The sequence below is a fragment of the Fluviispira multicolorata genome (genome assembly GCF_009208585.1).
Classification (GTDB): Bacteria; Bdellovibrionota_B; Oligoflexia; order Silvanigrellales; family Silvanigrellaceae; genus Silvanigrella; species Silvanigrella multicolorata.
The window spans coordinates 114,198-138,295 of record NZ_WFLN01000005.1; the positions used below are offsets into that span (position 1 = coordinate 114,198).

The 24,098-nt window shown below is 33.0% G+C and carries 22 protein-coding genes; 7 read left to right on the forward strand and 15 right to left on the reverse strand.

All coding sequences use genetic code 11. The annotated features are described in order from the left end of the window. Positions 1-6: 6 nt before the first annotated feature. Positions 7-2,226, reverse strand: coding sequence for a heavy metal translocating P-type ATPase (locus GCL57_RS04095; protein WP_161597587.1), 2,220 nt, complete (start codon positions 2,224-2,226; stop codon positions 7-9). A gap of 95 nt (positions 2,227-2,321) precedes the next feature. Here GCL57_RS04095 and GCL57_RS04100 point away from each other — a divergent pair, with 95 nt between their 5' ends. Both GCL57_RS04100 and GCL57_RS04105 read left to right on the forward strand, forming a co-directional pair. Further along, positions 2,322-2,630: a metal/formaldehyde-sensitive transcriptional repressor gene (locus GCL57_RS04100; protein ID WP_152212007.1), complete on the forward strand. Its 309-nt coding sequence runs from the start codon at positions 2,322-2,324 to the stop codon at positions 2,628-2,630. Between the two features lie 117 nt (positions 2,631-2,747). Further along, positions 2,748-3,287, forward strand: a complete 540-nt coding sequence (locus GCL57_RS04105) for a gamma carbonic anhydrase family protein (protein WP_152212008.1) — start codon at positions 2,748-2,750, stop codon at positions 3,285-3,287. Positions 3,288-3,376: 89 nt separating this feature from the next. Here the strand turns inward: GCL57_RS04105 and GCL57_RS04110 are convergent, their stop codons facing one another. The 10 genes from GCL57_RS04110 to GCL57_RS04155 form a co-directional block, all read right to left on the reverse strand. Next, positions 3,377-4,420, reverse strand: coding sequence for a rod shape-determining protein (locus tag GCL57_RS04110; RefSeq protein WP_152212009.1), 1,044 nt, complete (start codon positions 4,418-4,420; stop codon positions 3,377-3,379). A gap of 219 nt (positions 4,421-4,639) precedes the next feature. Then, on the reverse strand, positions 4,640-7,324 hold the full coding sequence (locus GCL57_RS04115) for a 1-acyl-sn-glycerol-3-phosphate acyltransferase (protein ID WP_152212010.1): 2,685 nt from the start codon (positions 7,322-7,324) through the stop codon (positions 4,640-4,642). Between the two features lie 20 nt (positions 7,325-7,344). Then, positions 7,345-8,262, reverse strand: a complete 918-nt coding sequence (gene panC / locus GCL57_RS04120; protein ID WP_152212011.1) for a pantoate--beta-alanine ligase — start codon at positions 8,260-8,262, stop codon at positions 7,345-7,347. 5 nt (positions 8,263-8,267) lie between these two features. Further along, complete coding sequence (locus GCL57_RS04125; protein WP_152212012.1) at positions 8,268-8,975, reverse strand: ABC transporter ATP-binding protein; 708 nt, start codon at positions 8,973-8,975, stop codon at positions 8,268-8,270. After that, the gene (locus GCL57_RS04130; RefSeq protein ID WP_152212013.1) at positions 8,962-9,771 is read right to left on the reverse strand and encodes an ABC transporter ATP-binding protein; all 810 of its coding nucleotides are present in this window, start codon (positions 9,769-9,771) and stop codon (positions 8,962-8,964) included. The genes GCL57_RS04125 and GCL57_RS04130 overlap by 14 nt, the downstream gene beginning before the upstream one ends. Further along, positions 9,764-10,723: a branched-chain amino acid ABC transporter permease gene (locus GCL57_RS04135; protein ID WP_152212014.1), complete on the reverse strand. Its 960-nt coding sequence runs from the start codon at positions 10,721-10,723 to the stop codon at positions 9,764-9,766. Before GCL57_RS04135 ends, GCL57_RS04130 begins: the two co-directional genes overlap by 8 nt. A gap of 5 nt (positions 10,724-10,728) precedes the next feature. After that, positions 10,729-11,604, reverse strand: a complete 876-nt coding sequence (locus GCL57_RS04140; RefSeq protein WP_152212015.1) for a branched-chain amino acid ABC transporter permease — start codon at positions 11,602-11,604, stop codon at positions 10,729-10,731. 30 nt (positions 11,605-11,634) lie between these two features. Then, positions 11,635-12,774: an ABC transporter substrate-binding protein gene (locus GCL57_RS04145; protein WP_152212016.1), complete on the reverse strand. Its 1,140-nt coding sequence runs from the start codon at positions 12,772-12,774 to the stop codon at positions 11,635-11,637. A 379-nt stretch (positions 12,775-13,153) separates the two neighbouring features. Then, positions 13,154-14,293, reverse strand: coding sequence for an ABC transporter substrate-binding protein (locus tag GCL57_RS04150; protein WP_152212017.1), 1,140 nt, complete (start codon positions 14,291-14,293; stop codon positions 13,154-13,156). A 296-nt stretch (positions 14,294-14,589) separates the two neighbouring features. Continuing rightward, positions 14,590-15,729 (reverse strand): ABC transporter substrate-binding protein, encoded by a 1,140-nt coding sequence (locus GCL57_RS04155; protein WP_152212018.1) that lies wholly within the window; start codon positions 15,727-15,729, stop codon positions 14,590-14,592. A 157-nt stretch (positions 15,730-15,886) separates the two neighbouring features. On the opposite strand from GCL57_RS04155, the gene nadE reads away from it, so the two are divergent. Both nadE and GCL57_RS04165 read left to right on the forward strand, forming a co-directional pair. After that, positions 15,887-17,776, forward strand: a complete 1,890-nt coding sequence (nadE, locus tag GCL57_RS04160) for an NAD(+) synthase (protein WP_152212019.1) — start codon at positions 15,887-15,889, stop codon at positions 17,774-17,776. Between the two features lie 392 nt (positions 17,777-18,168). Beyond that, complete coding sequence (locus GCL57_RS04165; RefSeq protein ID WP_152212020.1) at positions 18,169-18,741, forward strand: hypothetical protein; 573 nt, start codon at positions 18,169-18,171, stop codon at positions 18,739-18,741. Between the two features lie 32 nt (positions 18,742-18,773). Here the strand turns inward: GCL57_RS04165 and GCL57_RS04170 are convergent, their stop codons facing one another. The 4 genes from GCL57_RS04170 to GCL57_RS04185 are packed head-to-tail and all read right to left on the reverse strand — an operon-like array spanning position 18,774 to position 21,641. Next, positions 18,774-19,079: a Trp family transcriptional regulator gene (locus tag GCL57_RS04170; protein ID WP_152212021.1), complete on the reverse strand. Its 306-nt coding sequence runs from the start codon at positions 19,077-19,079 to the stop codon at positions 18,774-18,776. 12 nt (positions 19,080-19,091) lie between these two features. Further along, a complete protein-coding gene (locus GCL57_RS04175) occupies positions 19,092-19,802 on the reverse strand; it encodes a motility associated factor glycosyltransferase family protein (protein ID WP_152212022.1) in 711 nt (236 codons plus the stop codon). After that, positions 19,786-20,253, reverse strand: coding sequence for a hypothetical protein (locus GCL57_RS04180; RefSeq protein WP_152212023.1), 468 nt, complete (start codon positions 20,251-20,253; stop codon positions 19,786-19,788). The genes GCL57_RS04175 and GCL57_RS04180 overlap by 17 nt, the downstream gene beginning before the upstream one ends. Before the next feature lie 20 nt (positions 20,254-20,273). Continuing rightward, positions 20,274-21,641: a 1-acyl-sn-glycerol-3-phosphate acyltransferase gene (locus tag GCL57_RS04185; protein WP_152212024.1), complete on the reverse strand. Its 1,368-nt coding sequence runs from the start codon at positions 21,639-21,641 to the stop codon at positions 20,274-20,276. A gap of 92 nt (positions 21,642-21,733) precedes the next feature. On the opposite strand from GCL57_RS04185, the gene GCL57_RS04190 reads away from it, so the two are divergent. From GCL57_RS04190 to GCL57_RS04200, 3 genes are read left to right on the forward strand one after another with little or no spacing between them, the layout of a single operon-like run. Further along, positions 21,734-22,420: an alpha/beta hydrolase gene (locus GCL57_RS04190; RefSeq protein WP_152212025.1), complete on the forward strand. Its 687-nt coding sequence runs from the start codon at positions 21,734-21,736 to the stop codon at positions 22,418-22,420. Then, positions 22,417-23,784, forward strand: a complete 1,368-nt coding sequence (gene hflX / locus GCL57_RS04195) for a GTPase HflX (RefSeq protein ID WP_152212026.1) — start codon at positions 22,417-22,419, stop codon at positions 23,782-23,784. The genes GCL57_RS04190 and hflX overlap by 4 nt, the downstream gene beginning before the upstream one ends. After that, complete coding sequence (locus GCL57_RS04200; protein ID WP_152212027.1) at positions 23,763-24,095, forward strand: hypothetical protein; 333 nt, start codon at positions 23,763-23,765, stop codon at positions 24,093-24,095. The genes hflX and GCL57_RS04200 overlap by 22 nt, the downstream gene beginning before the upstream one ends. Positions 24,096-24,098: the final 3 nt, after the last annotated feature.

Below are 24,098 nucleotides of genomic sequence, written 5' to 3' on the forward strand. Positions count from 1 at the left end.
ATTATTTTAAACTTTTATTTTGTTACCTTTATACTTTAACAGACGAATCGCATTTAAGGTAACCAAAACAGTAGCCCCCGTGTCTGCTAATATTGCCATCCAAAGTTGAGTTTCTCCAACAATTGTTAAAAATAAGAAAATAGCTTTTAGTCCAATTGAGAGTGTAATATTTTGTTTAATATTTTTCATTGTTTTACGAGAAAGTTCAATTGTATCAACAATGGCAGAGATATTATTTCTAGAAATTACTATTTGTGCCGTATCAACTGCTACGTCTGTGCCAGCTCCCATGGCAATGCCAATATCTGCTGCTGCAATTGCAGGAGCGTCATTGATACCATCCCCAACCATCGCAATTTTTTCAGACTTTGAAATATTTTTAATATGAGAAAGTTTTTCTTCTGGTAAAAGTTCAGCTATTATTTCTGCTTCAAGTCCAGATGTAATTGCCTGTGTAGAAATTTTATTATCTCCCGTTAAGATAACACTGCGAACTCCCATTTTATTGAGTTTTAAAATCGAATTTTTAGCTTCAGATTTTAACTCATCAGAGAAAGAAACAAACCCAATAGCATTCCTTTCTAATAATACAACTGCAATTGTTTTTCCTTCCAATTGGGTTGAGCGAATTTGATTTTCTTGCTGCGTGTCTAATACTCCCTGTTGAATTGCATAGACCGGTGAACAAACTAAAACTTCTTGATCATTTATGATTGCCGAGGCACCAATTCCAGGAATGGTTTTGGCATTATGAACAGCAAGAAGAGAAATATTTTTATTTTGCGCATCAACTAAAATGGCTTTGGCAAGTGGGTGTGTTGATTTTTCCTCTACAGAAGCTATTAATTGAAAAAGTTTATTCTCATCATTCTTAAAACTGATTATATCTTTTACTTTAAGATGGCCATAAGTGATTGTACCTGTTTTATCAAAAGCAATTTTTGTCACTTTACCAATGATTTCGATTGCACTCGCATTTTTAACAAGAATACCAAGTTTAGTTGCAGCCGTAATTCCTGATGCAATTGCAGCTGGAGTAGAAATAACCAATGCACAAGGGCAGCCGATGAGTAAAATAGTTAATCCGCGATAAATCCATTCAATCCATGGAGCAGAAAATAAAAGAGGAGGGAGCACAGCAACTAAAGTACCAAGTAAAAGTACAATAGGGGTATAAATTCGGCTGAATTTTTCTATGCTGCGCATACTCCTAGATTTTGATCCCTGCGCTTCTTCAACCATCTTAATCATTTTTTGAACAGTGTTGTCTATGCCAAGACGAGTTGCTTTAATAATAATATTTCCATCTGTGCTTATAGAACCAGCAATAACTTTCTCGCCAACAGACTTATTTATTGGAAGTGACTCACCTGTTAATAAAGATTCATCAATATAGCTCATTCCAGTGTGAATCACGCCGTCCACAGGAATACGTTCGCTCGGTTTGACTTCAATAAGATTATCAATTTGAATATCTGAAGTAGGTATAGTTATTCTGCTGCCATTCTCTTTGATCAACAATGCTTGCTCTGGTAGGAGAGATGCTAATGATTGAATTCCGGAACGCGCTCTTCTTGCGGTGTATCCTTCAATTGTTTCGCCAAGCATAAAGAGAATTATAACAGCCGCTGCTTCTTCTGCAGATCCAATGGCAATGGCTCCAATAGCAGAAATGGTCATTAAAGTTTCTACGCTAAAGATATATCCCACTTTTGCCATAATCCAAGCTTTTTTTGCAACGGGAAACAGCCCGGTCAGAGTTAATGCAGTAAAAGCGGCAAAGCCAATCGTTTTCGCAAAATATTCAATCACTAAGGCAACGACAAAAGCGAGTGAAAAAATAAAAATAGGTAACCAGATATTTTTTTTATGTTCATTATCATGATAATGAGAATCATTATTATTAATTAATGGTGAGCAATTTTTTATATCAGTTTTTTTTTGTTTTTTCTCTAAATGGTTTGTGCAGCAAGAACTTTTTTCAATATGCTCTGAACTTGGAAGGTCGTTTTTTAGTAATTGGAAACCTAATGCAGCGACACCTTTTTCAAGTTTTTCTTTTGCGTTTGATCCATTTAAAACATGAATAATAAGAAGAGATTTTGCGTAATTTACTTCTGCATTTTGAATTCCTTTTATTTTAGTACAAAAAGTTTCAATTGTATTTGCACAACCGGCGCAGTCCATTCCTTTAATTGAATAAGATATTTCTTTAGTGTCATTCATAGTTTTATATCCCATAGTTTTTTTATGAAAATATTAAATAATTTTGCTTCTTAAAATATTTCCTGTTAGCTTAATATAGGATAGGGGGGTATGTAATGTCAATACATAAGAAAAAAATACACTCACAAAAACACATAATAACTAATAAAAACAAACTATTAAATAGAGTTAAGAAAATTAAAGGACAACTTGAGGGGGTTGAAAAATCACTCGCAGCGGATACGGATTGTAAAAAAATCTTACATATTTTGTCATCTATACGCGGCGCTCTAGGAGGATTAATGGCTGAAGTCATGGAGAGTCATATTTTAGAACATATTTGCGAAGAGAAAAATGAGTTGACTGAAAATGAAATATTGATGGCTCAAGAACTTGTCGATTCAATTAAGGCTTTTATGAAATAAACTATATTTTAAAAAGTAAAATTATTTCAAAAATTAACTGTAAAATTTATTTACACAGGAATTTTATTATGTTAGCTTTATTTATCTTTGAATCAATTTACAAAAATGGAACCAAAAATGAATTATTCTGTATATAATACTTTACCTGATATTAAACAAGCGTATTTCATAGCTCCAAATGCTGATATAATCGGTAATGTTCAAATTGGAAAAGCATCAAGCGTTTGGTTTGGTGCAGTTATTCGCGGTGACTCCGAAAAAATTGTTATTGGTGAGGAATCAAACATTCAAGATTTATGCGTTCTCCATGCTGATGGTGGAATAAATGTGACCATTGGTAATAGAGTCACAATAGGTCATAAATGTATGATTCACGGTTGTACCATTGGAGATAATTCGCTTATTGGAATTGGTGCCATCGTGTTAAATAATGCCAAAATTGGTAAAAATTGTATGGTGGGGGCAGGAAGTTTAATTCTTGAAAATACTATAATTCCAGATAATTCATTGGTTGTGGGTTCTCCTGCAAAAATTAAAAGACTTTTAACAGATGAAGAGGTGAATAAAATCACCCAAAATGCAATCAATTATAAAAATAAAAGTTTACAGTATCATAAAATGGAATCTCAAAAATTAGAACAAAGCATGCGTCTTTAAGAGAAAGATTTGTGATAAAATATTTTTTTTAATTCTAGCACTTCTTAAAGACATGTTTATATGTCTTTCTTTAAAAAATCTTGTTGATATTAAAAATCTTTTAATGCCTTTAAGGATGGAAATAAATGTTGTATTTCAGAAATTTTTAAATTGCCAATGACCACTCCATTTAGAGGTTCGCTCGATTGAATAACAGGAATATGCAGTTTAAATTGTAAATATTCACATAAGCCATCAATTAAAGTACCACCGCCCGTGAGTAAAATTCCAGTATGGTAGAGATCTCCCACAAGTTCTGGCGGCGAGTTTTCTAATGTTTCTTCAATTAAATTTAAGATTTGATTTGCAAAAAGAAGGAGAATTTTAGCTATTTCTAAGTAATCAAATTCTTGGGTGGAGGGTAATTTTGTTCTAAGAGAAAAGCCTGGAATTTTAGATTTAATCGACTTTCTTAAGTTTTGGATGCTTACTTGTTGTTTTAATTTTTCAGCTGTTTCTTTAGAAATAAGAAAATCATATTGATTTCTGAAATATTGAATTATTTCTTGACTGCAGCTTTCCCCTCCTTTTCGATAAGATTTGTAATTCACGGTTTCTCCCATGGAAATAAGAACAGACTCCGTAATTCCGCAACCGACATCTACGACAAGTTTTCCCTCAGGGGTCCAGACATCAAGACCCGCCCCCACTGCTGCGGACAAAGGTTCTTCTACAAGTAGAATTTCTCCTCCTCCAACGGATCTTGCAACCTCGAAAAAAGCACTTTTTTCGATTTTGGTTGCATCGCTTGGTGCAGAAATAATAATTCCTCTGCGCTGAATAAGAGTGTCTTTTAAAAAGTTTTTATTATTTTTAAGGAGCTCTTTGATAAGAGTTTGTGCTAAGGGGATGTCATGTACCATTCCATTTGCTAAAGGTGTTTTAACTTCAATAAATGAGGGCGCTTTGCCTTGCATGTTTAATGCGCTTTTCCCAACGGCAATTTGAGTGTTTTTATTTCTTTTATCATAAGCAATTATGCTGGGCTCATTTATTAAAATACCCATACCTTTTTTGTAGATAAGAGTGTTTGCAGTGCCAAGGTCGATAAATGTATCATAAATTATTTTCTTGGATTTAAAAAAATTAAACATTTTAAATTTCCTAGTCGCCTCAACTTTGAATAACCATAATTATAGCACTGAAAAAACATACTTATGCAAATGTCGATCATATGACATTATTTTAAAAACTCAATCATTTTCAGAATTATTATAATGGCAAAGTATAATGGCAATTTTTCAAAAAATATTTTATAATTTCAAAGAAAATTTAATGCAAAGTAAAATTAAATATCTAAAGAAATAATAATTTTAGGGAACAAAATCACTCCATAAATTAACATCAAGAAAATCGGAAAAAGCACTTATTGAAGTTGCATTTAATGAAAATTTAATATTGCTGTGTGGAATAAAAAAGCCTGCTTTAAAATAGGATTCAAAAGTTCTTTGTGCAAATACTTTAGAAAAAATTGGAGGTTGTATTGCTATTGTTCTTAGAAACGCCGCAGAGTGAGTTGTGATTGATTTTTGAATTAATTCATCACGAGTAAAGGAGCCCTTCTCTTTAACAAGTTCAATAGCTGTAGCCATTTGAATGCCATATAATTCGGTTTCTGGTTTAATAATCCGAGATAAAAATTGTAATGATTGTGTGATTGAAGTATTCTTAGAAAGTGTTATTATATTATCATTTAATTCTATAAATTGTAATTGAACAAAAATATCTAAACACGATTTTGTAATCAATTGACTAGAAGTTTTACTGTCCCAGTAAAGATCATCTTGCCAGATACGGCGAATTGAAGAAACTTTAGCTTCGAGTTTTTGCTGAGTTCTGTCTTCGCTTTTTCCAGTTAAAAGAATATGTGCAATGATTCCAAAGGGTGCAAGCGTGTGGAAAATAGTTCCTCGGTACCACCATAAATTCATTTCTTTGACTTCGTTGCGTGTGAATTCGAAATCTCCATCCTTATTCTTTTTCTTTTTCATTAATTCCCAGCGTTCACCCGCTGAAAAAATCTGATTTATAATGCTATAAACGGATCCTACTTGATTTTCTGTAATAGTTAAATCTGTGCTTAAATTAACATTATTTTTTATATCACTATGTAGATTTTCATTTAGTAAATATGGCAAAGAATTTTCTGAGTTTGAGCTAGTGGAAAGCTTCCAATTTAATGGTTTTGAAATTTCATTAATTAAAAAATGCAAAAGTATAACTTGATATTGAAGTGTTTTGTACTGTATTGAATCCTCTTGCGAAGAAAGTAAACAAGTTGCTAATAATGAGGTATCAGAAGCCGTGGCCGCACAATTTATTTTTTGATTTACACGTTTAGAAAGGTATTTTATAAAGCCTTGTACTTGAGGATCTCGTGTATCAAAGTCCTCTGGCAATAATTTTAAATTATTGGGTAAAATATTTTCTGGAGTAATACCAAATTCTTCAGTGGATTCTTTCTTAACTTTATCAATGTACTCTTTCCAAATATCCCCAATTTTTAATGGATCTCCAAAAGAAACATCAACACTACCATAATTTGTAAAAACTTTACGAACTCCATTTAAAAATTGCAATACATTTTCTTTTTGCTTTTTAGCACCTTTTAATTCTTTTGCATATGAGTCGTCTTCCATAACTTTATCATAACTAAAATAAACAGGAACTATATAAGTGTTTTCAGATTTACGTGTCAAAATGCTTTGCACACAGATACTTAACATGCCAACCTTAGGCTGCAGCAGTTTACCTATTCGACTTCTACCACCCTCATGAAAAAACTCCACAGGAAAACTATTCTGTAATAGAAAGTTTACATATTCTGTGAATGTATGCGCATAAATTCGATTTCCAGCAAAACTTCTTCTAATAAAAAAAGCTCCGCCCTTTCTTAAAATAGAACCAATCGGCCAAAAATTTAAATTAATTCCCGCTGCAATGTGAGGTATGACAAATCCTTTTTTAAATAAAACGTAAGAAAGTAATAAGTAATCGAAATGGCTGCGGTGACTCGGCATCCATAAAATCTGACCTTCTTTTGCAACACGTTCAATATTTTCAAAATGGCGAACACGAACCCCTTCAAATATTTTTGTCCAAATAAAGTCAAATATTTTTTCAAGAGCTCGGATTGTTACGTAATTATAATTTGCGCCAATTTCTCGAGTGTACTTAACAATTTGTTGTTCTGTTTTGAGAGGGTTTTCAGAGGATTGAATAAATTTTTTGGTTGTTGGAGTGCTTAATATCCATTGACTGATTCGTTCATTATCGTAAAGAGCTGGACCAAATGCGGCAGCACGTTCTTTCGCAAATTCAATATTAAAAAGTCGACGCATTTTTCGAGCATTATCAAATTCTATTTCAATGCTATCTTGATTTTCTTGGGTAACAAGTGCTGTGATGGTTTCATTTTTTGCAACATCTAAATTTTTTAATTCAATAAGGGGTGAATGAAATATTTTTCCAAATGAAATATTCACTTCACCTCTATGCAAAATCAGCATAAATAATTTTTGTAATCCATTGCCTGTGCCGTCATCTGGAAATAAGGATCTTAAAAGGAAGCCTTTTTCATGTCTTTCAGGGGCTCGACTCCAAAAAATACTGACAGGAATAAAAATAAGTTTTTCATTTTTTGAACGAGGATCGTTACGTATTAGGCGGACAAAATCACTTAAAAAATTATCTCTAAAAGAATTTGAGAATAAAAGTGAGCTGGATTTAATTGCCAATAGAGCTCCGTGACGAAAGCGTTTAGGCTTTGCTTCTAAAGCTACTTTTTTAATTTCTAATTCCATGAGAGCTTTATTTAGAACAAGAGTATCGATAATTGACATTCTTGGAAGGACATAAACCACAGATTTATTATTGAGTGTTTCTTTAAAAGACTCTTTTGTAATAGATTTAGGGTATATGCGGATACGCATAAATGAAGAAAGCGGTGAAATTAACCAAGCCCAGCGTCTAAAATGAATGCCTAACATGGAATACATATTAAATTATCTCCCAAAAACTAGCCTAATGCTCTTTTGATAAGCTCAACAAGAGCATCAATTTGGGAAGAATCGTTGCCAAGAACGATATTGTCAATAAGGCGGGTCTTTGATCCAGCATCTTCTATAAATTGAGCTAGGGCGAGAACACAATCTTCGGAAATGGTGTCTTCACATTTACGAGTTAAATCAGAGGTGAGGCGGAATTCTAGGTACTGAGGGATGAGCTTTTCCTTATTTAATTCAGCTTTACACAATTCGTCTAGTTTATGGACAGATCGTTCTCCTGCAAGAAATGCTTTAGCGACCTGAGCAAGTGCGCGTGGAAGAGTCGATGAAATTTTACGACCTTCTGGACTCAAAAAACGGTTTCGACTGCTTAAAGGCAATCCATCAGCTTCTCTGATGGTTGGGCAAGAGATAATTTTTATGGGTAAAGAAAGATCTTCTACCATTTTTTTTACGACTTGGACTTGCTGAAAATCTTTTTGACCTAAATACATCTTATCAGCTTGAGTCAAATTAATTAATAAGTTTAGAACCGTAGCAACACCATTAAAATGTCCTAATCTAAATGCGCCACAAAGAACTTCAGTGATTTCTGTTACTTTAACTTCGGTTTTAAAATGATTTGGATACATTTCTTCTACGGTGGGAGCAAATAACACAGTTCCATTATTTTTTTCACAGACTTCAATATCTTTTTGAAAAGTTCTTGGATATTTAGAGAGATCTTCATTTGCTGAAAACTGCTTTGGATTTACAAAAATAGAAATGAGAGTGCAATCGTTTTCAGAGGCAGATAATTTAACAAGACTTGCATGGCCCTCATGGAGTGCTCCCATTGTAGGGACAAAACCAATTGATTTTCGAGTTTTCTTTTGCTCTGCCACAAATGAGATTAATTCTTTTTTACGAGTGATAACTAAAAGTGACATATAAATTATCCTCCAAGATAAGCGCGTTGAACGTCATCATCATGCAGGAGAGATTGAGCTTCACCTTTTTTAATGACAGTTCCTAACTCAAGGACATAAGCCCTGTGGGAAATTTTAAGAGCTAGCCTTGCATTTTGTTCAGCGAGTAGAATTGTCATCCCTCCACGATTGAGTTCAGAAATTATCTTAAAAATTTGTTGAACAACAAGGGGAGCAATGCCAAGGCTTGGTTCATCTAAAAGGAGCAATTTTGGTCTTGCCATGAGTGCTCTCGCAATGGCGAGCATTTGTTGTTCACCACCAGACAAAAGGATCGACTTTTGGTTCATACGTTCACCAAGTCTAGGGAACCAATCTATCATTTTATCAATGTCTTTTTGAATTTCTTGGGAAGAATTTTTTGTGCAAAATGCTCCCATAAATAAATTTTCTTTAACTGTCATATCAGGAAAAACCATACGTCCTTCAGGAGATTGGCTTATTCCAAGTTTAACAATTTCATGAGATTCAATATTTGAAATATTACTCTTTGAAAAAAATATTTTACCACTTTTAGCTTTTACTAGTCCTGATAATGTTCTTAAGAAAGTTGTTTTACCAGCGCCATTACTTCCAACTAAAGAAACAATTTCGCCTTGAAATATTTCAAAGTTTACACTTTTTAGGGCTTGTATAGCTCCATAATTTACAGATAAATTTTCAACGAGAAGCATTTAATGTTTCCTTAATATTAAAATCATCTTCAATATCTGAACCAAGATAGGCTTCTATTACTTCATGGTTCGTTTGAATGATTTCAGGAGGTCCTTCTGCAATAACACTTCCATAATTTAATACTGTGATATTTTCACATAAATTCATTACAAATCTCATATCATGTTCTATGAGGAGCACCGATATTTTTTGTTCTGAAATTCTTTTTACAAGTTCTTGTAATGCGAGTTTTTCGGTTGGATTCATACCGGCTGCGGGTTCATCTAGTAATAATAAAGAGGGATCAGTCATTAAAGAGCGAGCGATTTCTAATTTTCTTTGCATTCCATAAGGTAACGAAATTGCAGGCGAGTCTTTATACTTTTCAAGACCACAAAACTCAAGCAATTTGTTTGCCTTTTTCCAGAGTTCTTTTTCTTTTTTGTAAGAGTTAGGTAACATAAAAAGAGATGAGAGAAATGTTCCCTCTCTTTTTATGCAAGCACCAGACATAATATTTTCGCAGACACTCATGTTTGCGAATAAACGGATATTTTGAAAAGTACGCGCTACTTTATGGTGAGCAATTACATGTGTTGGAATGCCAATAAGCTCTTTATCATTTACTTTGACTGAACCTGAATTGGGTCTGTAAACACCTGTAATAATGTTAAATACTGTGGTTTTACCAGCACCATTTGGTCCTATAACGCCCGAAATTCCCCCTTGCCTCACATTAATATGAAAATTATTTAATGCGACAAGTCCACCAAATTTAACTGTTACATTTGAAATAGAGAGGATATTATTATTCATTAGTCTTTCTCATTTTATTTATTCTCTCAAACAAAGAAGCAACACCTTTTGGATTGAGAAGCATTATAATAACAACAAGTACAGAAAAAATAAGAGTTCTATTTGATAAAATAGAATCAATTACAGGAATAAGAGAAGGTAAAAGAAATCCTTTTTCTGACATGAATATTAAATATGGATTTATGAGCTGAGGAATAAATCGCAATATTTCTGGTATTATCACAATAATAAAGGCACCAAAAATGCTTCCCATAACGCTATACATTCCACCAATAACAACAGCTAAAACAAGAACAACACTGTTATAAAAGCCTGCTTCGTCAGGGCTAATAAACTGGAGAGTGTGTGCATAAAAAACACCAGCAAGACCTGCAAGTGAGCTACCAATGAGAAATGATATTAATTTTGTTTTATAAATATTTATTCCAAGGCTTCTTGCTGAAATTTCATCATCACGTGTTGCACGAACTGCATAACCTAAATTTGTTTTATAAAATCGAATAATAAAGAAACAAACAACAAGCATAATTGAAAATATTAACAGTGGAGATCCCAATTTAGGAATATCTTTAAATCCTCTTGTTCCACCTACGAAATCTAGGTTTTTAAATACAGTTGCGACAATTTCACCAACTCCTAAAGTTGCCATTGCTAAATAATCACCTCGTAATTTTAAGCAAGGAATAGCAACAAGTAAACCTGTAAATGCAGCTCCTGTCATGCCAATAAGACATGCACAAATTAATAATAAAGTTGTGTCATGAATTCCGATGAGGGGTGCAATAAAAACTGTAAACATTGCGGAAGTGTAACCACCCACCGTATAAAATGCAGCATGACCTAGGGAAAGAAGACCAGTTCCTCCCAATATCAACTGTAAGCTCATTGCTTGGATAGCGAGAATGGAAAACATGATAAATGGCAATTGACTATAATTTAAAAAATCCATCATAGATATTAAACTTTAACTAGCTGTGTTCGTCCTAATATCCCTTGGGGTCTTATTAGAAGAACGAGTATTAAAATAACAAAAGCAAAACCGTCTTTATAAGTAGATAATCCATAACTGACGAGCATGCTTTCAGAAATGCCAAGAACCAGTCCACCTAGGACAGCTCCGCGAATTTCACCAATTCCACCCAGAACGGCCGCTGCAAATGCTTTTAAACCTGCATTAACTCCCATAAGTGGGAAGATTTGGTTGGTTGCCATTCCTTGAATTGTTCCAGCAATTACGGCAAGCACAGCTCCAATGAAGAAAGTTAAACTGACTGTTCTGTTAAAGGGGACTCCGCAAAGTTTTGAGGCATCGGCATGCATTGCTAGGGCACGTATTCCGGTACCTGCTTTTGTTTTGAATAAAAAAAGCTCAAGTAAAAATGCGAGCAGTAAAGTTAAAGAGAAAATACCAATATCTCTAATTCTTACAAAAAGCTCACCTAATGTCACAATATTCCCTGGAATATTTATTGGGAAACTTAAAGAATTTGGAGAGAAAAGAACTTGAATAATATTTTGTAAAAATAAACTCATTGCGACAGCGGTGATAAGGGGGGCGAGGCGGCTGTGCTTGCGTAGAGGTTTATAAGCTATACGTTCGATAACAACAGCTATTGTTCCTACAGATAAGAGGGAAAATAAAATTGCAACCCAAAGGGGAGCTCCCATAGTGAGAAATAGCATGACAAAATAAGCGCCAAGCATAAATAACTCACCATGTGCAAAGTTAACAAATTGGAGAACTCCAAAAACCATTGAATAACCAATTGCGATAAGTGCATAAAGACTTCCAATTGCGATACCATCGATGATTGCTTGTGTAAAATCTAGCATGTTACTTCTGTTACCTTAAAAAAATCTGTTTTAGTTAGATGACACTTTTGGCTTTATGCTTGTTATAAATTTATAACCATTGGGAATATATTCAAGTATTACTGCTGGTTTTATTGGGTTGTGATTTTTATCCATAGTAATGGAACCAGTAATACCTTTAAAATCTTTTAAATTTGCCAATGCGTTGTTTATTTTTTCAGGATCAGAAGATTTAATTTCTTTAATTATGCTGTGAATAATTTTATAGGAATCATATCCTAATGCAGCATGTGCGCTTGGTTTTGCTTTGTATTTTTTTGTATAAGCTTCGACAAATGCTTTTACACTTGGATCATCACTGTCTGTTGAATAATGTGTAGAAGTGTATCCACCAATTTCTGAACCTTTAGCAATTTTTCTTAGGTCGGGTGTGTACCAACCGTCACCTCCTAGTTTTTTGGATTTTATTTTGAGATCCTCAGCTTCTCTTAATATAACCCCAACTTGTTGGTGGAACCCTGGAATATAAAGGACATCGGGTTTGCTTTTGCGTACATCTCCTAATTGTGAAGTAAAGCTTGTGTCCTTCTGTGAATATTTTAGCACTTTGAGTATTTTTCCCCCTTCTTTTTCAAAGGTAGAAATAAAATTATCACTCAGTCCTTTACTGTAATCAGAGTCAGAATCTTCAAGTATTATAGCTGTTTTTGCTTTAAGATTTTGACTTGCAAAATCGGCCATGACGACACCTTGAAAGCTATCAATAAAACATGTTCTATAAACATATTTTTTTCCTAATGTAACAGCATCATTTGTCGCTGCGGGAGAAAGCATAGGTATTTTTGCTTTTTCAGTGATAGATGCAGCTGCTATCGCATTTGAACTTATTACCTCAGCAATAATAACATTTACGCGATCGGATGTGATTAATTTATTGATACCTTTTGCAGCTTCCACAGGAGTGCTTTGGGTGTCTTCAACAAATATTTTTAAATTGATATCTGAGTCAGTGAGTTCTTGGCGGGCAAGATCGATCCCATTTTTTGCTTCTTTTCCATAAAATGCTTGAGTCCCTGTTAAAGGTAATAATACCCCAACTTTAGCATCAAGGGCATTGGCATTTAAGCTACCAATTAAACCAACCAAAGCTGCAAAAGTATAAGTAACAATTTTTTTATTTTTAAAATTCATTTAACAATTCCTCCTTAAATTCTGCAAATCTTGAATACCTTTTTTAAGAATGTTAATTTTCTTGTATTTTTAAAATCATGGGTTTAAATATTTATATTTACTTGATTTTAACATTTTTAAAACCCTCTTATGGTAATCAAATATGAAAAAAATATATTGACTTAATATACCAACTTCATATGGTAGGCAGAAACAAATATCACTATTTTTATTCAATAGCAAATTAACATTAAAGAAATAAGTATTAATTTATGTTTTCCCCATAACCAGAAATTATCGAGATTGTTTTAAAATCAATCATCTTCGTAAAAATGATTGATTTTAAAATTTCTATTAACTTATATTGAAGTATTGATTTTAAAATTTAGAAAACATGAAATCAATTTTTTTGCTCAGGAAGAACACTTGTTATAAATTTATAGCCGTTAGGAATAAATTGAAGAATGACCGCAGGTTTAATAGCATTGTTGTTTTTGTCCATTGAAATATTTCCAGTCACGCCATCAAAATTTTTGATTTTGGATAGTTCATCTCTCACTTTTTCGGAGTTTGGTGAATTGGCATTTTTAATTGCTTCATAAATCATTTTCATGGAATCATAGCCGAGTGCAGAAAACGCACTTGGTTGTGTTTTGTATTTTTCATTATAAATTTTTATAAATTTTTGCAAAGTCGGGTTCTTGCTTTCATGCGAGTAATGGTTGGAAAAGTATCCTCCATTTTCAGCTCCTTTAGCAATTTGACGTAATTCAGGAGTGTCCCAGCCATCCGTTCCAACTAATTTCGATTTAATCTGTAGATCTTTTGCTTCACGAATGATGACGGCTACCTGTTGATGAAAAGCAGGAATGAACAAAACATCTGGTTTCATTTTACGAACATCACCCAATTGCGAAGTGAAAGTAGTGTCTTTTTGCGAGAACTTTAATATTTTAAGAATTTTTCCCCCTTTCTCTTCAAAGGTGGCTTTAAAGTTTTCAGCAAGTCCTTTGCTGTAATCGGAGTCTGCATCTTCAAGAATAATTGCAGTCTTTGCCGAGAGATTTGTATAACTAAAATCTCCCATGACTACACCTTGAAAATTATCTTTAAAGCATGTTCTAAAAATATATTTTTTATTATCTGTTATTGTATCGTTCGTTGCACTAGGAGTTAAAATGGGAATTTTAGCTTTTTCGGCAATAGAACCAGCGGCAATTGTACTTGAACTTGTCATCTCACCAATAACAGCAATAACTTTATCAGAAGTAATAAGTTTATTCATTGCCTTTGCTGATTCAGCTGGTGAGCTTGCTGAATCTTCAACATAAATTTTAATAGAAGGGTCAGACTTTTGGAGTTCCTCTAGTGCAATGTCAATCCCTTTTTTAGCATCTTTACCATAGTAAGCTTGTGAACCTGTAAGAGGTAAAATAATTCCAACGCGTGCTTCAAAAGCGAAGACATTTAAAGAAAATGCAAGTCCTGAAACCATTGCAAATCCACGGGTAAAAAAATTACACTTGCTAACCGAACTCATACGACGTTCTCCTCATGAAAATTTCTAATGTATGTCGAGCAAAGGAATTTCTGATAGCTTTCAATTGGAAAGTCGATTCTTAGGACAAATCTAAAATGATTCATTTACGTACAATAAAATAAATCTAGGTTGTCAAAATACATCAATCAGAAGTGAACAAATATCATCTTTATGTTTATAATGCAATTCATAAAATTTAATTTATTTTGTTTATGTAAGCTAAACATTAAATATACTGGCTTGTCAGTTAATTAAGCGAATTTTATTTAGCATATTAACGTATCAGCTGAGTTACTTTAAAAAGAGAGCGGCTTTACGCTCGTAACATATTTATATCCGTTTGGTATATACTCAAGTATGACTGCAGGTTTGGTGGCATTGTGATTTTGATCGATGCTGATAGTTCCTGTAACTCCTTTGAAATCTTTTATTTTACTTAATGAATTTTTTATTTTTTCAGGATTATTTGATTTAGCATTAATTACTGCAATATAAACCATATTTACTGAATCATATGCAAGCGCTGCAAAAGAGCTCGGATCAACATGATATTTTTCTTTGTATGCTTTCACAAAGTTTTTAAGGCTTAAATTCTCTCCTGAAGATGAATAATGATTTGAAATATAAGCGCCAACTTCGGCTCCTTTTGCAATATTTCTAAGCTCAGGAGTGTCCCAGCCATCTCCACCAAGAATTTTTGCACGTATCTGTAAATCTTTTGCTTCGCGCAAAATAACACCAACCTGCTGATGAAAACCTGGGATGAACAAAACATCTGGCTTTATACGACGAACATCTGCTAATTGAGAAGTATAACTCGTATCTTTTTGAGAATATTTTAATATTTTTAATACTTTTCCATGGTTTTTTTCAAAATCATATACGAAACTTTTACTGAGACCTTTGCTATAATCTGAGTCTGAATCTTCGAGTACAATTGCAGTTTTAGCATTTAAATTATTTAATGAAAATTTTGACATAACGTAACCTTGAAAACTATCAATAAAACAGGCTCTAAATATATATTCTTTCCCCATGGTAATTGTATCATTTGTTGAACTTGGGGTTAAAATAGGAATCTTTGCCTTTTCAGCAATGGAAGCAGCTGCAATCGTATTTGAGCTTGTCATATCGCCGATAACAACTTCTACTTTATCAGAGACAATAAGCTTATTAATGGCCTTGGCGGATTCGGATGGAGTGCTTTGTGTGTCTTCATAGACAACTGTGAGTTTTATGTCAGATTTTTTTAACTGATCTAAAGCTAACTCTATTCCATTTTTTGCATCTTGCCCATAGGATGCCAAGGAGTTTGTGAGAGAAAGAAGTGCGCCTATTTTTACTTCCAATGCATTGAGCAATGGAAAAAAAGTCAAGTTTAAAAAAACAATCGATATCAATAAAAACTTTATTTTTTTATCTGTAGCTGATTTCATTTTTACCCCGTCCAAAAAAGATTTATAATAAAATTATCTCAATTTTTTTTTGAAATTCAAGTTTTGCTACTGAGGATCCTTCTTGCTGTGGTTCAGGTTTCATATTAGCTTTTTTGTGTTTTAGATTGTGTATTCTTTAAAAAGGGTTGTTAAAGACATGAAAATTGCCATTGCTCAAATGAGAGTTTTATCTGCAAATTGTAAAGAAAACTTTGAAACAATTAAAAAGAATATTGAACATGCGAGGGAGCAAAATGCGTGTCTCATCGTATTTCCAGAAATGTCTTTACCTGGTTACTTTAATGGAGATATTTGGGAGCAAACATCTTTTTTAAAAGATTGTGAATTTTATAATAAAAAGATTTCTGAGTTATCTAAGGGAATAGATATTATTTTTGGATCCATTGGGATTGATTGGAAGAAAAAAAATGAAGATGGCCGTGTTAGAAAGTACAATGCTGTTTTTCATGCACAAAATGGTAAATTAAAGAATAATAAAAAGGCAAAGTATCCATTCTGGATAAAGGCTTTAATGCCAAACTATAAAGAATTTGATGATTCAAGGCATTTTTTTGATTTGAGAAAACTTGCTTTAGAGAGAGACTGTAAAGAAATAGATCTCTATGAACCCATAAGTGTTAAATTAGAGAATAAAAATATTAAAGTAGGTGTTACCATATGTGAGGATGGGTGGAGTCAAGATTATAAATTTTCGCCCTTTTATACTTTTTCACATTATTACAAACACGATTTTTTTGTAAATTTAAGTTGCTCTCCCTTTGAAGTTAGAAAGCAAGAAAAACGTCAAAGTGTATTTTATAATGAGTGTAAAAAAAACAATATACCTATATTTTATGTAAATTGTGTTGGGATTCAGAATGTCGGTAAAACCATCTACGGCTTTGATGGATCTTCATCTTTCTACAATCCAAATGGAGAAATTATTAACTTGTGTGGATTTTTTAAAGAAAAATTATCCATAATTGACTATGACTATGAAAAGAAATTTATAAATAATAATGATCAATTTAAAAGATTAAATTCTTTATCACATGCAGAAGAAATGCAAATTTCAATAGAATATATTATAAAAAAATGTTTAGAAGAATGGAATATCAAAAGGGTTGTTATTGGTGCTAGTGGAGGAATAGATTCGGCTTTAAGTGCCGTACTTTTTTCTAGGGTGCTTGGCTCTGAAAATGTTTATTTAGTAAATATGCCTTCAAAATTTAATTCCATATTAACAATAAATGCGGCTCAAAAACTCGCTCAAAATTTAAAATGTCCATTTGCCAGTATTGGAATTGAAGAATCTATCAATCAAAGTCTCGATCAACTTCAAACTCTTCATTTTGAAGCTGCGAATGAGCAACCTAAAATAACTCAGCTCGTTTTTGAAAATATTCAGGCACGCGATCGAGGTGGAAGAATTCTTGCGGCAGTTGCCCAATCACTCGGAGCAGTTTTTTCGTGTAATGCAAATAAAACTGAGCTGACAGTAGGGTATTCAACTTTATATGGTGATCAAGCAGGGTTTCTATGTCCATTAGCCGATTTATGGAAACATGACGTTTATAATTTAGCTTATTTTTATAATACGCATGTCTTTAAAAAAGAAATTATACCAAAAGAAAGCATTGATGTTGTTCCAAGTGCTGAACTGAGTTTAGAGCACAATGTTATGGAAAATAAAGGTGATCCTATTATTTATAGTTACCATGATTATCTTTTTCGTTCTTGGATAGAACAATGGGAAAGAAAAACCCCAGAAGACTGCTTAATTGCTTATGTGAATGGTACCTTAGAAAATCTTATTGGATGTGAAAAAGATTTGGTCAGAAAGCTATTTCCAACTGCTAAAGATTTTATAAAGGATTTAGAACGTTGGTGGATAAATTTTACAGGAATGGGGGTTTTTAAGCGCATGCAGGCACCTCCCTTAGTCGCAATCACTTCACGTGCATATGGTTTTGATATGCGCGAGCAAGTGGGTAGAGTTTATTTTTCTCAAGCATATTTGGCATTGAAGAACAAATTACTAGCTTAGTTCTAAGGTTTTTATATCATAATTTATTATTTTTTTTAAATTATTGATTATAAATTAAAAATATATTAAATTTATAAACCTGAAAAAATAATTCTTAAGGATCTTTTTTATCGAAATATAATAGATTTGATATCTATTTTTACTGAATTTAAGGGAACCTTAATCCATTAAATTTATTTAAAAAATAATATTTTCTAATGATTATAAACTATTATACGTATTAACTTCAATAATTTAAAAAAAAATAACAAAATAATCAGTATGTTATATTTAAGAGAAATTTTAAAATGGTTTTCATTTCCACTGAAAAGGTGGATTCCTTTAAAACTGTATAGTAACAAATTCAAAGAAGGTGGAAATCTTCATAAGATTACAAAGGAATGAAAAACTTTATGGATGAAGTTAAGATAAATACAGATGAACAAAAGCACATACGGACATTATCACATTACCTTGAGAAAATTCATACAGCCACAGGTTACCAAAACAAGGAGGTTGCGGAACTTTTGGGTATGGATAAAAGTTATTATAATAAAATTAGGCTGAAAAAATTTTCGCCTTTAACAAATAGTATAACAACTCTTAGGAAATTTGCTTCTTTGAATAATCAAAGTCTAATTCATTTTTTGGCAGAAATAGAGGAGATTTCGTTAGAGGCTAAAGATAAAGAATGGATGATTGTTGCAGAAAAAGCGTTTACAGATGTTGGACCTATTTTAAGAAGAGCTCTGCTCATCAACCGAATTAAGCCAATAATAGATAAAGATGATGAACAAATAGATATACTTATTAAAAACTTTCTCTTGCTTTGCTTAATAATCGATATCTCAAAAAAAGAAAAATGGTTTAAAATAGTGTTTGAATTGATTTTAAAAATTTATCAAAACATTGATGATGAAAAGGATAATGATATTCGAATTCTTATTGAGAGAATAAGAAAATATAAGGAGGAAGCAAAGGAATGATTAGAAAATTTAATTATAATTATCAAATCGATTTAATGTGTTTCTTCTTCTCTTGGAAAAACTCTCTTTAAGAGATCAGGATTCTCTTGTAGCATTCTGCTTCCCCTTGTTACGGTTGCTATGCCAACGCCAAGTTTCTCAGAAATTTCGCGTTGAGCCACACCTTTTGAAATGAGATCGACTATTTGAACTCTTTGTGAAATGGCATCGATTTCTGCGGGAGTTAAAAAGACTTTAAGAAGTTGTTCACAGTCATTTGAATTTAAATCTTTATATTTAACTTCATTTAAAAAGTGTATGATTTCTTTTGAGGTTTTCTGAGATTTATTATGAAACATGGGAAAAGTCCTTTAAAAATAAACTGAGATTGCAGTATTTATGGGCTTAAAAGAAATATGGCTTCCACATGCTCTGTTACTTAAGCCATGGGAAGGCCTTTCTAATGAGAAATGCCCATTGTATTCTGCGCCTAATATTTCAAGAGACCCATTTGTTCCTCTTATAAAAGTAGAAAATAACATTTTATTTGCTTTAAATATTTCAAACTCGAGTGAAGAAATAACAACTCCTCCATGGAAGAAACAAATTCCTCCAAAGGGTAGTTGGCAAATAAACCGCTCTGCTTCAAGAATATTAGCAACTTCATGATCTCTTCTGCCTCCTAATCCATAAAAGATTTCTAGGAAGACTTGATGATCTGTTGTTTCTTTAAGAATTCTATCAAGAAGAACAGAGAAGTCGTTAAAGTCCTTGTTTTTCACAAGAAGGATTTTTTCTAATGGATAACTCTTAGAATTTTGATTCTTGTTATTGAGAGAAGAATTGTCAAGATATTTTTTTGCTTTATTATCTAAACTATCTGAGTCTCCTGCCCAAATAATTTTTTGGTAACTTATTTTATTTCGTAATATATGGTTTAGAGCACCATCAGCTACATATAGAGTATCAAATTGAGTTATTTTTGAATCAAAAGATTTTATTTCAGCACAATTAACTTGAGCAGAAGAGGATTTATGATTACCATTTAAAAAAACTACATATTTCTTAATTTTCAAGTTCATAATTTTTAGAGCTATTTTCGTTTGCGATCAGTTTATTGTATTGCTCCAAAAGCCAGACTTGTCGTACTGAAGTTTCAAGTTGTTCTGAATGAAATAATAAATCTTTTGCTTTAGAAAATCCGAGAAGAAGTCCAATTAATAGACTCATAAGTGCTAAGATAAATCCTACTGTGCAAATAATAATTATTGAACTGTGAATTGAAGAATCATTTATAATATCAGAAAATTTACCGCCTTGAACACTTGAAATAATTGCTTTTTTAAAAAAAGAAACTGTTAATGCAATGCAAGCAAAAAAAACAATTGGAATTAAAAATGAAAGCAATGGATAAAAAAAACGCACAATATTAGCATTGCTTTTTGCTTGTAATATTCTACGGGCGTGTTCAGGATATGTTTTTTTTAAAAAGTATTCAAAGGTTGAATCGCTTGATTTTTTATACAGTGACATAAATTATAATGGCCTCGAGTTCAATTTTGTTTTGATTTATTAGATTCTTCTAGTGCTTTTATTTTTTGCATAACTCCATCAGAAATATCTCTCCACTCTTTCATGAGCTCATACCATCCACGTGGAAAAAAGAAACGAAGTTTTGCTAACCTTAAAAAACCAGGGAAGAAGTTAACACTTTCTCGAACTATCAGACTCAAAGCAAGAAATGTAGGAGTCATAATTAAGAAAGCAATCCATATTACAAGTTTATTTACATTTGGTAAATAGCTTCCAAGAAGATAAGTAAATACAGATGAGGTAAAGAAAGCCCACATAGGAAAAAACCACATTCCATGAGCAATCTTCATAGTGGCGCGTACATCTCTATCTGAAGTGCTTTTTTTTGCAAGAGATTCGCAGAATTTAGAAGGAATAGCCCACACAATTGTTCCTAAAAATTCAATGGGCAAAGTAAGGAATAAATAAAACCATCCATGCCTAAAAATAACCCAAAAGAAATTTCTTCTTTTATAGTTTACATCTCCCCAGACAAGTTGAATAGGTGAAACATTAACTGCCTGCATCATGCGGCGCATCGTTTGTATGCGTGCCATTAAAATGGGATCGACGTCAAACTCTGGTCTCAGTTTCTCAACAAATATTCTAAACTCTCTTGATGAATATGCTTGTCTACCATAAGAAAGTTCAAATAAAAATCTCCAATTTCTTTTTTCATCCCAACTAAAGAAACTTGCAAAACCAGATTCTAGTGATTCACGCACTCCATCCATAATATCATTTACTGAATTATCGGCGGAGGTAATCACAACGGGTTCGCAATAGTGTAAATTGAGTTCGCTACGAAATTCATCTTTTTCTGAGTAATCAATTACAACAGGTTGAACTACAACATGAAAATCATCATTATTTGCACGGCTCATTGCTTGAAGAGCCATCCGTGCAAGTCCTGTTTTAAATTTATAAATAAAGGGGTCGTCGTGACTGACACCTTCGGGAAAAATAAGAATGCAATCTCCGTGCAAAAGTGCATCTCCCACAGCTTGGAAAGCCTCATTATTTGCTTTTGCTCGCCAGTCAGGGTTGAAGTTACCTTGTTGAAGCATTTCTTTTTGTGCTTGCACATCCTTTTTGATATCCTGCAAGCGTGTTACAGGAATTGCTTTTGTAATTTGCAAAATTTGTTTCATGACAGGCATTTCCCAAAGGGTATGCTTGGCCAATGGACGAATTGGAACAGGTGCAAGTCCTAGCATCACGGCGGGATCAACAATACCACTTGAGTGATTTGCCGCCCAAATTGCAGAGCCACCTGTATAAGGAGTTCCTGAAACGCTTATGCGTTTAAAGAAAATCCTACAAAGAAGAAATGCGAGAAGACGCATCATGTGATTGCCCCAAATGTTTTGCGGTGTTCTAAAAACAAGTATATTGCCTTAGATGGTATTAATAAAACGTCAAATTCACCTATGGAGAAAGAATGTCAAATCAGCATAACATCAAATGGATAGGATCAAAAAGTATTGATAAACTTCAGAGTCCTTTTAAGACGGTAGCCCAATGCAAAGGAAACGAAGTAAAAAATGTTATAATCGCTTTACATGGATTTGGTGACACTGCTGCAAATTTTGCATCACTAGCGAATGAAATTAAAGTGAACGACGTTCTTTGGATTTTTCCCCAAGGACCAAGAAATTATCCAATGGGAATTGATGGGGCACAATGGTTTCCACTCTTCAATAATCCTACAGAGGAAAGAAGAGTTTCTGAAGATTTTATTTTACAGTTAATTTATAATGTAACAGAACAAACATCTGTTCCTTTAAATAAAATTTTTATTTTAGGTTTTTCTCAAGGTGCTTCAATGGCTCTTAATTGTGGATTAAAAGGAAAAGAAAAGATTTCTGGAATTATTTCTTTAAGTGGATTTATGATTCAAGCTCACGTTATAAAAAATAGTTATGCAGGAGAAAAAATAACAACACCTGTTTTTATTGCACATGGATTGCAAGATCAAGTTGTATTGCCAGCAATGTATTTTGAATCTGTCGATTTATTAAAAGATATGGGCACTGTGAAATTAAGATCAAAAACATATCAAATGGGTCATAGTATTTGCCAAGAAGAATTAAATGACATTTCAAAATTCATAGAGGAATTTCGTTGAGTAAAAATAATATAGACATAGAAAAAACTTTAGAACTCGAAAAAGCTAGGCAACTGCTTGAAAGTCGTGTTCAAGGTGGAATGAAATCCTATTTAGTTAGCTTAGAGTTACCCGATGATGATCCCGTTGAAATACAAGAAAGCTTGGTTGAACTGGGTGCCCTTGTAAGAACGTTAGGGGACGAATGCGTTGGGGTGACAGTTCAAAAAAAGGCTAAACCCGTACCAGCAACCTATATAGGGCTTGGAAAAGCAGAGGAAATAAAAAATACCTGTGATTCTTTAAAGTTTGATTATGTTATATTTGATCAAGAGCTTTCTCCTACACAAGTCAGAAATTTAGAAAATTTAATTGTGAAACCTATTCTTGATAGAACTGGTGTTATTTTACAAATATTTCGTAAAAATGCACGTTCTAAAGAAGCACGTACACAAGTTGAAATTGCCCATTTGGAATATATTGCGCCACGACTTTCCAATGCTTGGATTACTTGGGAAAGGCAACGTGGGGGGGGAGGTTCCGGTGGTCGACTTAAAGGCGCTGGAGAAACTCAAATAGAAATTGATCGTCGTAGAATGAAAGATAAGATTGCAAGCCTTAGAAAAGATCTTGAGAAAATTCAAAAAGAAAGAGAAACACAAAGAAAGAATCGAGCCGATGAGTGGAATGTTGTGTTGGTTGGATACACAAATGCTGGTAAAACGACTTTAATGAATTTTTTAACTGAAAGTCATTTATCAGCTAAGGACTCTCTATTCGAAACCCTTGATTCAAGCATACGACGTATTCGCGGTGTGAATAATATGAATATTCTTGTCACTGATACGGTAGGTTTTATTCGAAATTTACCTCACGGATTGGTTGCCAGTTTTAGAAGCACCCTTGAAGAGACAAGCAAAGCTGACTTATTACTTCATATAGTTGATATTACACATAAATCATATAAAGAGCACATTAAAGTAACAGATGAAGTTCTTGCCCAAGTGGGTGCATCTGATGTTCCAAGAATTATCGTTTTTAATAAAATCGATAAAATTTTAGGGGAACCACGTTTGCCAAAAATACTTGCAAGGGGCTATCCAAGAAGTATCTGCTTGTCTAGTTATAAAGAAGAGGATATCAAGCGATTTCGTGAGATGATTGTTAACTTTCTTGCCCAAAATATGGTGGAAGAGGTTTTCCATGTAGCGTATGGTGATTCTAAAATGCTGTCGCTCATTTATTCTCATGCGCGTGTTTTAGAATCTAACTGGACTCAAGATGAAGGAATTTTTAAGGTGCGCATGTCAAAGAGCATTTATCATCGATATTTTGCACCTGTTAAAGCTGAGGAAGAACAAGAATGGCAAATAAAATCGAATTAAAAAAAATACCAGAAAATATACAAAGAAAAATTTCTGAACTCAAACAAATAGAAACGAAGTTAGGCCATTTACCACCTGAAGATTGGAAAGTGGGAGAGTTATTTAATAGAATTGATAATCCAGAATATTATCAAAGTTTTGTACAAATGGAAAAGAAAACAGAGCTTTTATTCTCTGAGATTTGTGAAGATTTAGTTGTGCGCAATTTTAGTCATGCAGAAATTGCGCATGCAATTAATTCAGAATTATTTTATGAAGGTGGACCAAAATATTGCAATGTAAAAGAAGTCCTTGAAGCTTTAGGACATTAAAAA